The sequence below is a fragment of the Martinezella sp. CNPSo 3964 genome (assembly GCF_057784375.1).
This window is the reverse complement of sequence record NZ_JBXSOW010000006.1, coordinates 198,597-211,737: the sequence shown is the minus strand read 5'-3', so window position 1 is coordinate 211,737 and position 13,141 is coordinate 198,597. Positions and strand designations below refer to the sequence as shown.

14 protein-coding genes are annotated in these 13,141 nt (G+C 60.2%); 4 read left to right on the top strand and 10 right to left on the bottom strand.

What is annotated here, in order from left to right; translation table 11 throughout:
- Nucleotides 1-34: 34 nt before the first annotated feature.
- The 3 genes from AC13Q5_RS20060 to AC13Q5_RS20050 form a co-directional block, all read right to left on the bottom strand.
- Nucleotides 35-808, bottom strand: coding sequence for an SDR family NAD(P)-dependent oxidoreductase (locus AC13Q5_RS20060; RefSeq protein ID WP_488502903.1), 774 nt, complete (start codon nucleotides 806-808; stop codon nucleotides 35-37).
- 11 nt (nucleotides 809-819) lie between these two features.
- A complete protein-coding gene (locus AC13Q5_RS20055; protein ID WP_488502902.1) occupies nucleotides 820-1,545 on the bottom strand; it encodes an SDR family oxidoreductase in 726 nt (241 codons plus the stop codon).
- A gap of 184 nt (nucleotides 1,546-1,729) precedes the next feature.
- Nucleotides 1,730-2,707 (bottom strand): tagatose kinase, encoded by a 978-nt coding sequence (locus tag AC13Q5_RS20050; RefSeq protein WP_488502901.1) that lies wholly within the window; start codon nucleotides 2,705-2,707, stop codon nucleotides 1,730-1,732.
- Between the two features lie 407 nt (nucleotides 2,708-3,114).
- Here AC13Q5_RS20050 and AC13Q5_RS20045 point away from each other — a divergent pair, with 407 nt between their 5' ends.
- Nucleotides 3,115-3,840, top strand: coding sequence for an SDR family oxidoreductase (locus AC13Q5_RS20045; RefSeq protein ID WP_488502900.1), 726 nt, complete (start codon nucleotides 3,115-3,117; stop codon nucleotides 3,838-3,840).
- Nucleotides 3,841-3,876: 36 nt separating this feature from the next.
- Here the strand turns inward: AC13Q5_RS20045 and AC13Q5_RS20040 are convergent, their stop codons facing one another.
- From AC13Q5_RS20040 to AC13Q5_RS20030, 3 genes are all read right to left on the bottom strand, one after another.
- Entirely contained in the window at nucleotides 3,877-4,773 is an 897-nt protein-coding gene (locus tag AC13Q5_RS20040; RefSeq protein ID WP_488502899.1) for a glyoxalase, read from the bottom strand.
- A 128-nt stretch (nucleotides 4,774-4,901) separates the two neighbouring features.
- Complete coding sequence (locus tag AC13Q5_RS20035) at nucleotides 4,902-5,141, bottom strand: hypothetical protein (RefSeq protein ID WP_075852950.1); 240 nt, start codon at nucleotides 5,139-5,141, stop codon at nucleotides 4,902-4,904.
- A gap of 186 nt (nucleotides 5,142-5,327) precedes the next feature.
- Entirely contained in the window at nucleotides 5,328-6,098 is a 771-nt protein-coding gene (locus AC13Q5_RS20030) for a 2-keto-4-pentenoate hydratase (RefSeq protein WP_457880463.1), read from the bottom strand.
- Nucleotides 6,099-6,998: 900 nt separating this feature from the next.
- Here AC13Q5_RS20030 and AC13Q5_RS20025 point away from each other — a divergent pair.
- The 3 genes from AC13Q5_RS20025 (at nucleotide 6,999) to AC13Q5_RS20015 (ending at nucleotide 9,631) form a co-directional block, all read left to right on the top strand.
- Nucleotides 6,999-8,042 (top strand): helix-turn-helix domain-containing protein, encoded by a 1,044-nt coding sequence (locus AC13Q5_RS20025; RefSeq protein ID WP_488502898.1) that lies wholly within the window; start codon nucleotides 6,999-7,001, stop codon nucleotides 8,040-8,042.
- Between the two features lie 156 nt (nucleotides 8,043-8,198).
- Nucleotides 8,199-9,020 (top strand): sterol desaturase family protein, encoded by an 822-nt coding sequence (locus AC13Q5_RS20020; protein ID WP_488502897.1) that lies wholly within the window; start codon nucleotides 8,199-8,201, stop codon nucleotides 9,018-9,020.
- 245 nt (nucleotides 9,021-9,265) lie between these two features.
- Nucleotides 9,266-9,631 (top strand): chemotaxis protein CheW, encoded by a 366-nt coding sequence (locus AC13Q5_RS20015; protein ID WP_075852947.1) that lies wholly within the window; start codon nucleotides 9,266-9,268, stop codon nucleotides 9,629-9,631.
- A 63-nt stretch (nucleotides 9,632-9,694) separates the two neighbouring features.
- Here the strand turns inward: AC13Q5_RS20015 and AC13Q5_RS20010 are convergent, their stop codons facing one another.
- The 4 genes from AC13Q5_RS20010 to AC13Q5_RS19995 are packed head-to-tail and all read right to left on the bottom strand — an operon-like array spanning nucleotide 9,695 to nucleotide 13,116.
- Nucleotides 9,695-10,399, bottom strand: coding sequence for an ABC transporter ATP-binding protein (locus AC13Q5_RS20010; RefSeq protein WP_075852946.1), 705 nt, complete (start codon nucleotides 10,397-10,399; stop codon nucleotides 9,695-9,697).
- Nucleotides 10,396-11,220, bottom strand: coding sequence for an ATP-binding cassette domain-containing protein (locus AC13Q5_RS20005; protein ID WP_488502896.1), 825 nt, complete (start codon nucleotides 11,218-11,220; stop codon nucleotides 10,396-10,398). The genes AC13Q5_RS20010 and AC13Q5_RS20005 overlap by 4 nt, the downstream gene beginning before the upstream one ends.
- Nucleotides 11,213-12,070 (bottom strand): ABC transporter permease, encoded by an 858-nt coding sequence (locus AC13Q5_RS20000; RefSeq protein ID WP_488502895.1) that lies wholly within the window; start codon nucleotides 12,068-12,070, stop codon nucleotides 11,213-11,215. The genes AC13Q5_RS20005 and AC13Q5_RS20000 overlap by 8 nt, the downstream gene beginning before the upstream one ends.
- A complete protein-coding gene (locus AC13Q5_RS19995) occupies nucleotides 12,067-13,116 on the bottom strand; it encodes an ABC transporter permease (RefSeq protein WP_488502894.1) in 1,050 nt (349 codons plus the stop codon). Before AC13Q5_RS19995 ends, AC13Q5_RS20000 begins: the two co-directional genes overlap by 4 nt.
- Nucleotides 13,117-13,141 lie beyond the last annotated feature (25 nt).

Below are 13,141 nucleotides of genomic sequence, written 5' to 3'. Positions count from 1 at the left end.
ATGTAACGAATCTGTCTCCCCCGGCGAAACGCGTTTACCAGCAGGTAAAGCCGCCATCCACGTTGACGACCGCGCCCGTCATCAGGCTCGCGGCGCCCGATGCAAGGAAGAGAACGGCGCTGGCGACCTCCTCCGGCGTCCCCATCCTCCCCATCGGCGTATCGGCAAGCCAGGCCGGAATGCGTTCGCGATTGGCCTCGACCGCCATCACCATCGGCGTCTCGATATAGGTCGGGGCGACGGCATTCACCCGGACGCCATGCTCCGCCCATTCGGCTGCCATCGACCGCGTGAGATGATGGACCGCCGCTTTCGAAACGTTGTATGGCGTCTGCGGCTGCGGCCGGTTGCAGATGATTCCGGACATCGAGCCGAGATTGACGATAGCACCGCGCCTTGCAGCAACCATGTGACGGCCGAAGGCGCGCGAACACCAGAACACGCCGTTGACGTTGACATCCATCATCCGAAGCCAATCGGCGTCGGTGACGTCCTGCGAGGGAATACCGCTCTGGCCGATCCCGGCATTATTCACCAGGATCGTCGCGGCATGGCCGCTATCGGCGAGTTCCGTGGCGATCGCTTCCATTCGTGCGGAGTCCGTGACGTCGCCGATCTTCAGATCGACGTCGTAGCCCTTGTCCCGCAAGGCGAGGGCTTCCCGTGCATCGGCCTCGCTACGCTCGATGACGATGACCGCGGCACCCGCTTCGGCCAGCGCTTCTACGCAGCAAAGGCCGATCGCGCGGCCACCGCCCGTAACTACGGCGCACTCGCCATCGAGCTTGAATTTCTCCTGATAGCCCATGGCTTTGCTCCTCAGATATCGAAGGCGCTCGGCAGGACGACGACGTCGCGGATGGTCACGTTGCGCGGACGCGTCAGCATGAACATGATGGCATCGGCGACTTCCTTGGGCTCGATCAAGGCACCGGCTTCCTTGGCCTTGCGCAGGTTTTCTTCGGGCCAGTCGGCGAGCAAGGCGCTGATGACGGGACCTGGAGAAACAGAGCCGACCCGAACACCGCTCTTCAGAAGCTGACGCCGCATGGTCTGAACGAAGCAGGTCATCGCCCATTTTGAGGGCGAATAGACAGGTTCCCAAGAGATCGCGGAATGCCCCGCGACCGAACTCGTGACGATGATGTCGCCCGTCCCGCGCTCGATCATGTGCGGCGCGACGGTTCGAACATTCTTGATGACGACATTGACGTTGAGGTTGAGCATTCTGTCTATGGCGTCGAGATTGGCCTCAATCAAGTCGCCGCCGATATAGGTGCCGGCATTGGCGTGGAGAATATCCAGGTGATCGACCTTGGCGAGAATGCCATCCAAGAGTGCGGCGCATTGCTCTGGATCGAGCAGATCGACCGCAAGCGGGACGGCCCGGTCGCCCAGGCGCTCGCACACCGATGCCAACGCTCTCTCATCCCGATCGACGAGAACGACCTTCGCCCCAGCCGCAACCATGGCCTCCGTCGAGGCCAGCCCGATCCCCGATGCCGCACCGGTCACCGCGGCGATCTTCCCCTTCAATTCGTCCATCGTCTTCTCCTCCTTGGGTTGAAACAGTTGTCATTTGCCGGCAATGCAGACCGGGCAATCCTTCGCGAAGCTCGGGATAGTCTGCGACATCCACAGTTCGATCAGGTCTATCGGGCCTATGGAGCAGTCCCCAGCGAACGGCCTGCACCTCCAAGCATCGCCAGTTCGCGGGGACGGGTCCACATCAGGAACGTCTTTCTGTGGCTGCTATGAACGCGTCGAGTTGCTCTCTGGTGCCGGCCCCCTCCATCGGGCCGACGACGGTGACATTGCGCGCGCCGGCCGCGGCCGCATAGGTTAGGGCGTCTGCCGGCGACATGCCCAGACGGCGGCAGGTGAGGTAGGCGCCGCCGAAGCAATCGCCAGCACCGGTCGGATCGACCTCCCTGACGACGAAGGCCGGCGCATCGATGCTCTCGCCTTCCCTGCTGTAATAGGTCGCGCCATCCGCTCCGCGCTTCAGCACGATTTCCTTGACTCCGATTTCGAACAGACGGCGGATCGCGTTGGCTTCGCCCTCGACGCCGGCCGCACGCTCGAGCTCCTCTCCTGAGGGCAGCAACAGATCGGCCTTGGCGACAAGCCGGGCAAATCGCCGTTCAGTCACCTCGTCGAGCTTGAGTTCCTTGCGAATGTTCGGATCAACGGAAAGTGTGCCGCCGCGAGCCTTGACGATATCAACTGCCTTGTCGATCACCCCACATGCGCTTGGAACCGATAGCGCAGAGCCCATCACATGCAGGTGCCCAGCCCGGCCGATGAGATTGCTGACGTCTTCGCTCCAGCCAAAGCGAGCGGCTGCGGACGTCGCGATATTATAGACGAAGTCACGGGAACCATCCTCGCGATAGCGCACGAAGGCGCTACCCGTCGGATAATCGGGATCGACGGATATGGCCGAGATATCGACGCCGTCGCCCTTGAGCCTTTCGAGATTCACACGGCCGAAATCATCCTCGCCAACGGCGCCGATCATCGCCGCGCTGCCGCCAAGCCGCCCGCATTGGGAAATGAAGATCGCCGGCGCACCGCTGGCAAAGGGACCGATGAGCGGCTGGGCCTCCATGAAGCCATTGCCGACCGTCGTGGCGACGATTTCCACGAGGATTTCCCCGACGCAGACCGTCGGGCCAAGCTGATCGGGCGCCAATACTGAACTCATTGCAATCCTGCTTTCGATACCTGTTGTCCTCAACCCGCGGCAGCGTGTCGCTACGCTCCATCCTCATCGCAAGACTGATTGTTTTCCAGCGAAAAGAAGTGCTGGCGAAACATATATGCTGCCTTGAACGTCCGACCAGAAGCATTCTTTTCTTCATGGCGATTTCAGCAAGTCGCAATGAATTCAAGCATGATTCCAGCGGCTTCCGCGCGCGACCCTTCGACGCGGCAACTATGGACCGCCAGCACGAACACCTTGAAATTCAGCGAGTTGCGCTGCTGGCGGATGCCTTCACCCGTGGAGAAATTCGGTTCACTTCGGATAGAATGTCGCATTTTCATGTTGACCCTCGACGCATTCGCATTTTCGATCGGGGAACAGGCAGGAGATCGAAAAGGGAAGTTCCAATGAGTTTCGAAGGCAAGAGAGTGATCGTCACCGGCGCAGGCAAGGGCATCGGGCGCGTGACGGCGGAGATGCTGATAAAACGCGGCGCGCATGTCGTGGCGCTGACCAGAAGCGCAGCGGACGTCGCTTCCTTGCGTGATGAGTTGGGCTGCGAAGCTATTCAGGTCGATCTTGCCGACGCCAATGGAACCCGGCAGGCAGCAATCGCTGCGCTTCCGGCAGATTATCTTGTCAACTGCGCAGGCACGACCGAGCTGCAGTCATTCCTCGAGACCACGGTCGAAGCCTTCGATCACCTGCATGCGGTCAACACCCGCGCCCCGATGATCGTGGCCCAGGAATTCGCACGCTCACTGATCGGCAGAGGCCTTCCCGGCGCAATCGTCAATGTCTCTTCCATTGCCGCCTTCATCGGCATACCGGACCATGCGTCCTATTGCGCATCGAAAGGAGGGCTCGACGGTCTGACGCGCGTGATGGCCAGGGAATTGGCGCCCAAGGGCATTCGCGTCAACGGCGTGCATCCAACCGTGACGCTGACGCCGATGGCCGTCAAGGCATGGAGCGACCCCGCAAAGGCAGCACCCATGCGCGATCGCATTCCGGCTGGCCGCTTTGTCGAACCGGCAGAGGTTGCGGAGGTGATCCTATTCCTGCTTTCCGACGCTGCGGCCATGGTGAACGGCATCTCCATGCCGATCGATGGCGGCTATATGATCGCTTGAGATCGCGCCATAGACGATGCTGGAAGGCAGTAGCGCTTATTTCGCTGCTGCATGGATCTCCGCGACATAGCCGCCGGGAAATTCAACCATCGCCGCCAAGCGCCTGTCCGAAATGTAGGGGTCGGCAAGCACAGTTGCACCATTGGCTTTGGCCTTATCAAGCGTCGCGGCGAGATCCATAACCTCATAGCCGGTCGTTTCATGGCCGTATGGGAATGGCAGATGCCCGTCCGTAACAAGTACGGTCATCTTGCCGTAAATGGACTCGATACGGATCCGTCGAAACGTGTCGTTGGGACGGCCGATTTCGACACCAGAAGCCTTCTTGTCGTCGGAGACGACCTTGCCCTTCGAGAAAGCCAGGAAGGACTTGGCGAACTTGTCCGCAGTATCCGGGGACACGTAGACACGGTTCTCCGGGATGGTTTCCAAAGCCGCGTAATTCGGCTTGGTCGTATGCCAGTAGAGCTGCATGTTGACGCCGCCTGGCCATTGAATGACTGCGTCACGGCCGATCGGATCAGGGAAGACGCCGACGATGAGGGCTGCGCCTGCGGCTCGCGCCGCGGCAAGCGCCTGATCCATATCGGTGACGAGGTAACCCGTTCGCTCCGCACCGAACGGATAGGGAATCGGCGTCTTGAAGCCGAAAAGCGAGATGGTGCCGACCGGAGTTTGCAGCAGTTGCGATGTGGTGCTGCTCGGCGTCGGCGTCACCGTGGCGACCGCCTGCTTCGTGCTGGTGCCACCGAACGTCCCCAGGAAGCTGCTGGCGAAAGCATCCACCTTGTCGGCATCGATATAGACATGGGAGGTGTCGTATTGCGCGCCGACGCCGACCTGCAGTTGAGTGGCGCGAGCAAGCGCGGTGCCGGCGGGTACCAGGGCAAGAGCAGTCAGCAGTCCGATCGCGTAAGCGTAGCGAGATGACATGTATTGGGCCTCCATTCTTCTCGACGCATCCTGATCGAGATCACGCCCGACCACCAGACGGAAGTCGCCAAAGAGGCTGAGATATTCGACATGGAGCCGATGCTGGAGGGCGCTTGGGAGGCTCGGCGCTAGGCTGCCGCCTCATAGACCAGATCTGGCGCAACGATCCATTCTCCCTGCCTGAGCGACAGGACGTCGAGCCTGCCCTGGCGATCCCGGGAGGCAATGCCGGCGAAACGATAACGGCTGCCATTGCTGTCGACGACGGCAGCCGAAATCGGTTTACCGTTGACATAGCCGACAACCGGACCTTCCTGCCTTGTTGCTGAGAGCAGGAAATATTCGTGAGGAATGTTGCGACTGACCATCAGCCTCGATCCCTATTCTGAGGGGTCAGGCCCACATTCGCCCCAGCAGCTTTCTGCGCGCTCGGGCTCTCACGGTTCGCTTGTGCAGGAGAGGACTTTGAGTGGGGGCGTCTGTTCTTCTTGATCTCGACCACGAATGGCTTCCGCTGCGGCCGCATTATCCGTCCTTTCGACTCTTTAATCATTTTAATTGAAGACGCATTCGACCTGGCCGAGCGGCCCGAAGTCGACGGCCAGATGTTGGCCGGCACAAACCTGGAGGACTGCAGTGCAGGAGCCAGTCGCCACGATATCGCTCGGCTCTAGGCGCCGACCGTTTGCCGCAAGCGCCGTGGCAAGCCATGCAACCGCATTCAGCGGATTGCCCATGATCGCCGACGAGTTGCCGGAAAGCATGGTCTGCCGGAACAGAAAAGCCGTGACCTCGATTTCCGAGAGATCGCCAATGTCCACGTTTCCGGCATGGTCGCCGCAAAGCGTCGCGACGTGCAGGCCGAAATCCGCGATCGCAGCATTCGCACCGGCAAACGCCTGCCGCGTCCGACGGCCTATGACCCCAATTGCAGGGCGGCAGCTCATGACCGCATCGGCTACACTATCGAGAGTGATTTGCTCGCCTTCGTCCGGAAATGGCCTCAGCATCGTGAAAACGAGCTCGCATTGTATTCCGATGGTTCCCGGCGGCAGGCGGAAAATTTGCGCCCTCTTTTGCAGCGCGGCGGACGGGATTTCGGAATAGATCGGCCCCTTGAGACCGAGCGCGCGACGCGACAGATCGCTCGTGCCGACAATCGCATAGCCCTTGCGCTCAAAGCCGAGTGCATCCTGTGCCGCGGCCTGGATGTCATAGGCCTCATGTTCAGAGGCAATCAGATCGAGCGGAAGATCACAAAGCTCTTCATGACGGCGACACTTCGCCAGAAGATCCGCTGTGGTATCCTTCAATTCGAAATACATCCTCGCGCTCCAATTTTGACAACTGGCTGTCACGCAAAGATGGCCCGACATGCATAGCCGTTCCATTCGGCGCAATGCACGAAGAAATTAAAATCTCATAGTGATCGCTTTTCTCGTTGAATGGTAGAAGGACAGGGTCGTGCCCTGCCGCAACCGCTTTGGCTGAGACGCGCCGGACGACGAAGCTATCTCCGGAGAGGAATCCCGTACCGGCCACGGGACTGCCGCAAGCACGCGAATGCCATGGAATCGAGCAGCATAATGGGTTCGCGGCCCGAGAGTATCGAGCTGCAGTCGCCATGGCTTCAATGCCGACACAGCCGTATTGAATAGCTGATCAGTCGCCGCGTTTCAGACCATCCTGCTGGCTATGACACCAGGGTCCGCTCAGGATTTCTTGCGCGCAGCCTGAAGGCAATCCATTTGCGCTTGCCTCAACCGGACATGCGCAGGCGGCTTCTGCCGGATCGCGCTCCAGGGACCAGCCTATGCCGGCAGTGCCCCGAATACACGATTGAGTCTGACGCTAGAGAGAACCGGCCCTCGTGTCTGCGTCCATTTTTGAACGCATCTAAGTTGCCTTGCCCCTCTGCTCGGTGCGCCCGAGAAAGGAGGTCATGGGGATTTGGAGCGAATAGGAGAAGAGGATAGAAATGCTCCCGCGAAGCGGCGGCGGGATATCCGATCAACATCGTCAGTCCAGGCGTGTTGCCCAACGCAGCAAGGTCTTAGCTCGTACTGACGAGATTGAACGGATCGGCGAAAATTGATGGAGCCGGTTCCGACCGGTGTCCCTCCCCCGCATTTTGACGACCTAAAACATGATTGAGGTCGCGGAGCGAGACGTCTTTCGGCATGATCGGCGACACATATCTCCGCCAATCCCTTATGATCCGATCAATGCTCTTCATTCCATTTCCGTTCGTCATTGCCATTTTGCTCATCGTTCTCCTTGCGGTCGTCAGAACCCGCGACGATGAGGCCCCACCCAATTTGCCGTTCCAGGCGCTGATCCTTCTCGGTGCATTTCAGTCCACGCTTTCCGGGTTGCGATGGGGCTATGCAGTTCAGCCTGTCATGTACGTCATGCCGGTCGCGGCTGCGATGGTACCTCCGCTTGCCTATCTCGGCGTCTCCCGGCTAGCACGCAAGAGTTCCCTTTCGCCAATTCAGCAGATCTGCCTGCATGGGCTGCCGGCCGGGCTTATTGTCGTGCTGATCGCGTTGTGGCGCGACGCGATCGATATCGCCATCGTCCTTACCGATGTCGGCTATGCCGCGGCAATCCTGCTTCTCATGCGGTCAGGCACCGACGCGCTTCGTCTCGCGCCGTTCGAAAACGCCGGCCCCACCTATAGGGCCATTCTCTTTGCCGCTAGCGCTCTCCTCTTGTCGGCGGCAGTGGATACCTTCATCTGGCTGGACCTTGCCTGGGCCGGCGGCGAATATGCCTTGAAGGTTATTACTTTCGGAAATCTCGCAGCGCTCGCCGTCCTCGCCGCCGCCGCTGCCGCCGCCAGCCGCAGCCACGCGCCCTTCGATCGCGTGGAGGCTGTCCGGCCACCGGAAATCCTTCAGGACAGCCAGACGCTCGCTGCCGTGCAGGCGTTGATGAAAGACAGGCACGCCTATCGTGATGTCGATCTCAATCTCGACCGGCTGGCGCGCAAGCTCGCGATTCCGGCTCGACAGATTTCCGCAGCCATCAACCGCGCGACCGGCAAGAATGTCTCGCAATATGTCAACGAGTACCGGATCGCGGAGGCTTGCACGCTGCTGGCCGAAACCGACGACCCGGTGACGGAAATCATGTTCGAAGTCGGCTTTCAGACCAAGTCGAACTTCAATCGTGAATTCCGGCGCGTCACTGATACGACGCCGCTCGAATGGCGCGACAGGTCGCGCAGGCCCTCCAAGTCCACACCAGTACCAAAGGCTGACTGAGTCGCGATCGAGCATGATCCGGAACGTGTTTCAGGTCTCTCCGATCCGGCCGGCATGCCTTTAACCAACTTTTAATCATCAAGTTGAAGCGACAATCATCCTCGGCTAAAGCAGGGAGATCGCCCCCTCCGTCGTTCCGTGGATAGCAAATTGACAATGGAAAATTTGCTTCAATTGCTTGATTTCGTGGAGGAATATACCGATCGCATTCTTCCGGTCGCATTCCTGTTGCTCGCCGCGGAAATCATCTTTCCGAAGTCTCGCTATACCTATGTATCGAAACTTCGTGGTGCCATCTTCTGCATGACGAACATCCTCATAACCAAAGCAAGCCTGACACTCTTCTACTGGCTTTGGGCAGGCATCGGTATAAAGCCGCTGTTTGCGATAGACCTGACGTTCCTCTCGAAGTTTTCGGATGCATGGCCGCTGCATCTGTTAGGTGCCATAGCCGCTTCCTTTCTCGTTCTACAGGTCAGCGAGTTCTTCTACTACTGGTTCCACAGGCTGCAGCATAGCAATAGCTTCTTCTGGCGCTTCCATGCCGAGCATCATTCGCTCGAGGAGATGAGCGCCTTCAACAGCAACCACCATTTCAGCGAAGAGATCTTCAGAATTCCGTTCTTGATCATTCCCGTCTCGCTGCTCTTCGATTTCAAGCAGGACTATGTTCCCTGGATCTGGGTGTTCTTCGTTCGCTGGCAAGGTTATTTCGAGCATAGCTCGACACGCCTGAACTTGGGTTGGGTCCGTTACGTCTTTCCTGACAACCGCTTTCACCGCATTCACCATTCGGTCGAACGACAACACTTCAACAAGAATTTCGGCAGCGGCTCGGCGATTTGGGACATTCTGTTCGGGACCGCCTATTATCCGAAGGCCAAAGAGTGGCCCGATGTTGGCCTATCCAATATCCGGGAGCCGCAGAGCTTCACCGAGTTCCTCGTTCGGCCCTTTCGACGCGGCAGGCATAGCTAGAACGCCGATCGTTTCAACTCCCAGATTTTCATCAGGTTTTCAGCCCCTAGCCGACCTAAAAAGGCCTTCGTTAGAATTTTAGATAAACCTAAAAGCGGTCATCAAGACCACGCCTCTACCATGGGCGTGTCTGGCCGAACAAGGTTCGGCGGCACCATGACGGTGCCAAGGCGTCCTCAAGCCGGGTTTTGCCTCAGACGGCTGCACTTTTGGATAGGGGAGTCCCTGAAGGGACAAAGTGCTCAATGCCTCTTTCAGCATTTCTTCGCCGCCGCGCAGCGATCGCGGTCCGCGTGCACGACACCTTGTGCACGTTCATTGACGGGACGATTGTCGCTCGGGCGGATAATTGGCGCCCACTCTGCAATAGCGACGATACGCGCCGAGCGCTCGGTCACACCTCATATCGTGGCGAATTGGTGCCGGTTTATGATCTGGCGACGAAGATGGGCAACAAGCCCTCAAAGAGCTGTGAAATCGCCATCATCAAGATGGCTGGCGGCTACGTGGCGTTTCTGATCGACGAATTCATCGGCAGCACGTCGGCGGCGAGCGAAACCATCCGCCTTTCGCAACTCGACATTTTCGGCCGCGACCGCGTAGCCGTGTAGCATCGCCTTCCCGATGCCAAAGAAGGCAGCCTCCTTCAGCGGACCATCGCCTTGAACCCGAACCTAGCTGGCCTTGGATAGGCCGGCGCGATCCATGATCTCAGTGATAACACCGCCCCCCATGACGGCGGCGCGGTCGCACATATGGCCAACCACGCCCGGATCGTGGCTGACGAGCATGAAGGTCATCCCATGTGCCGCCTTCAGATCGTTGAGAAGATTGAGGATTCCCGCCTGCACCGAGACGTCGAGAGCCGACGTCGGCTCGTCGAGCAACAATAGCTTCGGGCGCAGCAACAGCGCCCGCGCAATCGCCACGCGTTGTCGCTGGCCGCCAGACAGTTGATGCGGATAACGCCGGCTGGTCACCGCCGGCAAGCCGACCTGATCCAGAGCCGTGCGTACCTGTGTCTCGACGTCCTTGGCGCCCCGCAAGGACAAGGGCTCGCCGAGAATGCGCGCAATCGTGTGACGCGGATGCAGCGACGAATAAGGATCCTGGAACACCATCTGAATGTTGTCCCGCAACGAGCCGGAAATCTTTCTCCCCGACTTGAGCGGCTCATCGAAAACGGAAATCGATCCCTGCCAATGGATATTCAGCCCGGCGATGGCGCGCAGGACCGTCGTTTTGCCGCAGCCGGACGGGCCGATGAGACCGAAGGTCTCGCCGCTTGCGACTTCAAAGCCGACGCCGCGCACGGCGGTGAACGCCTTGCTGGCACCGGAAAAGGTGATGGATAGATCGGAGACGGACAGCGCGTTCATGCACCCGCTCCGTAGACTGGCAGACGCGTGCCGTAGGTTTCGGCCGATGGTCGGGCCGCCCATAGCGCACGCGTATAGGCGGATCGGGCGCTGGCGAGATTGCCTGAGGCTAACTCCTCCTCGATCCGGCCGCCGCGCATGACGATTGCCCGATCGGCAAATTGCGAGACCTGCTGCAGATCGTGGCTGATGAGCAGCAGCCCCATGCCGAATTCTTCGGTCAGGGAGCGCAGCAGCGTCAGGATCTGGCCCTGCAGCTCACGATCGAGCGCGGAGGTCGGCTCGTCGGCGATCAAGAGCTTCGGTCGGTTGATCAGCATCGCCGCGATCATCACACGCTGGCCCATGCCGCCTGACAATGCCGCAGGATAGCTCGCATAAACCCGTTTCGGATCGGGAAGACCGACCGTGTGAAGCATGTCGAGCGCCCGTTCGCGCCGCTCTGCCGCCGAAAGGCGCGTGTGCAAGAGCAAAGCCTCCTCGACCTGCCGTCCGACCTTATGGGCGGGATTGAGCGAATATTTCGGATCCTGAAGGACGAGGCCGATACTATTACCGCGAAGCGCGTTCCATCCGGACGGCGGCAGGGAAAGAAGATCCTGCCCTTCGAACGAGAGGCGCGTCGCCCGCACCTGCGCCTGGCGCGGCAACAAACCCATGATCGCCCGCCCCGTCATCGACTTGCCTGAACCGGATTCGCCCACGAGCGCGACGATTTCGCGATCCACCGCAAAGCTGATGCCGTCGACTACGGGCAGCGGGCCAGCTTCGGAGGGAAAGGAGACCGAAAGGTTCTGAGCGGATAGCAGCGGCTCAGCCATGACGCGGATCCAGTATGTCACGTAAGCCGTCGGCCAGAAGGTTGAAGGCGAGCGAGGTGACAAGAATGGCAAAGCCGGGCACGGCCGCCACCCACCATTGATCGAAAATGACCTGCGTGCCTTCCGAAACCATCGCGCCCCATTCCGCAGTCGGCGGACGAACGCCGAGACCCAGGAAGCCCAATCCCGCCGCAGCGAGAATGATGCCGGAGAGATCAAGCGCCAGACGAATGATCGCCGAGGGCAGGACTAGGGGCAACACATGGCCGTAAAGCAGCCTGATACCCCGGATGCCGACCATTTCGGCGGCGGCAAGATAGTCGCTGCGGCGCAACGCCGCCGTTTCCACACGCGCCTGGCGGGCATAGGCGGGCCAGCTCGTCAGCGATAGCGCCAGCGCGCCGTTGACCAGACCCGGCCCCATGATCGCGACAAAGGCGAAAGCAAGCAGCAGGCGCGGAAAGGACATGACGACATCGGTGACGCGCATCAGGATGCGCTCCGTGATACCGCCGAAGAAGCCGGCGAGGATGCCGACGACAATGCCAAGAGGCGCCATGAGAAGCACGACGAACAGCAGGAGCAGCAAGGTCGGCCGCGCGCCATAGATCATGCGCGACAGGAGATCGCGCCCGAACCCGTCCGTGCCGAGCCAGTGTGCCGCACTCGGCGGCATCAGCCGGTTGGCGGTCTCCTGCAGATTGGGATCGTATGGCGCAATCAGCGGCGCAAGGAGCGCGATGGCCAGAATGAACACTACGACCATGCTACCTGCGGCGGCGGACGGCGACCGCAGGAGGCGCTTGAGGAAAGATGGTCCGTCGAGCGGACGCTGTATGATCGCACTCACCGCTTCTTCCCCGCTTCAAGCCGCGCAACGCCGAGATCGGTCAAGGCGTTCAGGAGCACGAAGGATGCGCCGATCACAAGTGTCGCCCCGAGGATCGCCGGCATGTCGCCGGCAAACATCGCCGTCGTCAGGTAACGGCCGATGCCGGGCCAGGCAAAGACAGTTTCGGTCAGCACCGCGCCTTCCAGAAGGCTGGCATAGGAAAGGGCAATCACGATCAGAAGCGTCCCTGAGATGTTCGGCATGACATGCCTGAAGACGATACGGGAAAGGCTTGCGCCCTTGGCGCGCGCGGTCGTCACATATTCCTGGCCGAGTTCGGTCAGGATCGACGCGCGCGTCAGCCGCGAAATCGCGGCAAGTGCATGAAAGGCAAGCACGGTTGCCGGCAGCGCCAGATGCGCCAGCGCGTCGCGGAAAGCGCCCTGCTTGCCGGAAAGCCACGTATCGATCAAAGCAAACCCGGTGACGGATTTGACCGTATATTGAAAGACGACATCCGCGCGTCCCGGCCCCGGCGCCCAGTGCAGCCGCGCATAGAAGAAGAGCAGCATCAGCAGGCCAAGCCAGAAGATCGGCACCGAATAGCCGAAAAGCGAGATTATCCGCGCCGCGCCGTCGAGCCATGTTCCCTGCCGCATGGCGGCGGTGATGCCGAGCGCGAGGCCGATCACCGAACCCATGACGATCGCCGCGGTCGCGAGCTCGATCGTCGCCGGAAATGTCCGCGCGATATCCTTGGCGACCGGCTGGCCGGTGGAGGCCGACTGACCGAAATTCCCCGAGGCGGCCGTCTCGATATAGCGAAGGAACTGAACCGGCAGCGGCTGATCGAGCCCGAGTTCGGTGCGCGCCTGCTCATAACTCGACTGGCTGGCGTGATCACCGACCATCTGTAAGGCGGGATCGATCGGTGACAGGCGCGTCAAGGCAAAAGTCACCAGCGCCAGCCCGAAGAGCGTCAGCGCAAAAGACCATCCCCACGAAAGAAAGGGCCGCACGAAAGACAACTCCCGCCAGGCTTTCATCTGGCGGGAGTTGGTCATGTCAGCATCGGATTGGTTTGCCGCT

What these genes read in the sequence shown, in the direction of transcription:
- AC13Q5_RS20025 (WP_488502898.1), top strand. Translation starts at nt 6,999, where the DNA reads ATGCTCTTCATTCCATTTCCGTTCGTCATTGCCATTTTGCTCATCGTT.
- AC13Q5_RS20050 (WP_488502901.1), bottom strand. Translation starts at nt 2,707, where the DNA reads ATGAGTTCAGTATTGGCGCCCGATCAGCTTGGCCCGACGGTCTGCGTC.
- AC13Q5_RS20010 (WP_075852946.1), bottom strand. Translation starts at nt 10,399, where the DNA reads ATGAACGCGCTGTCCGTCTCCGATCTATCCATCACCTTTTCCGGTGCC.
- AC13Q5_RS20005 (WP_488502896.1), bottom strand. Translation starts at nt 11,220, where the DNA reads ATGGCTGAGCCGCTGCTATCCGCTCAGAACCTTTCGGTCTCCTTTCCC.
- AC13Q5_RS20055 (WP_488502902.1), bottom strand. Translation starts at nt 1,545, where the DNA reads ATGGACGAATTGAAGGGGAAGATCGCCGCGGTGACCGGTGCGGCATCG.
- AC13Q5_RS20030 (WP_457880463.1), bottom strand. Translation starts at nt 6,098, where the DNA reads ATGTATTTCGAATTGAAGGATACCACAGCGGATCTTCTGGCGAAGTGT.
- AC13Q5_RS20045 (WP_488502900.1), top strand. Translation starts at nt 3,115, where the DNA reads ATGAGTTTCGAAGGCAAGAGAGTGATCGTCACCGGCGCAGGCAAGGGC.
- AC13Q5_RS20040 (WP_488502899.1), bottom strand. Translation starts at nt 4,773, where the DNA reads ATGTCATCTCGCTACGCTTACGCGATCGGACTGCTGACTGCTCTTGCC.
- AC13Q5_RS20015 (WP_075852947.1), top strand. Translation starts at nt 9,266, where the DNA reads ATGCCTCTTTCAGCATTTCTTCGCCGCCGCGCAGCGATCGCGGTCCGC.
- AC13Q5_RS20035 (WP_075852950.1), bottom strand. Translation starts at nt 5,141, where the DNA reads ATGGTCAGTCGCAACATTCCTCACGAATATTTCCTGCTCTCAGCAACA.
- AC13Q5_RS20060 (WP_488502903.1), bottom strand. Translation starts at nt 808, where the DNA reads ATGGGCTATCAGGAGAAATTCAAGCTCGATGGCGAGTGCGCCGTAGTT.
- AC13Q5_RS19995 (WP_488502894.1), bottom strand. Translation starts at nt 13,116, where the DNA reads ATGACCAACTCCCGCCAGATGAAAGCCTGGCGGGAGTTGTCTTTCGTG.
- AC13Q5_RS20020 (WP_488502897.1), top strand. Translation starts at nt 8,199, where the DNA reads ATGGAAAATTTGCTTCAATTGCTTGATTTCGTGGAGGAATATACCGAT.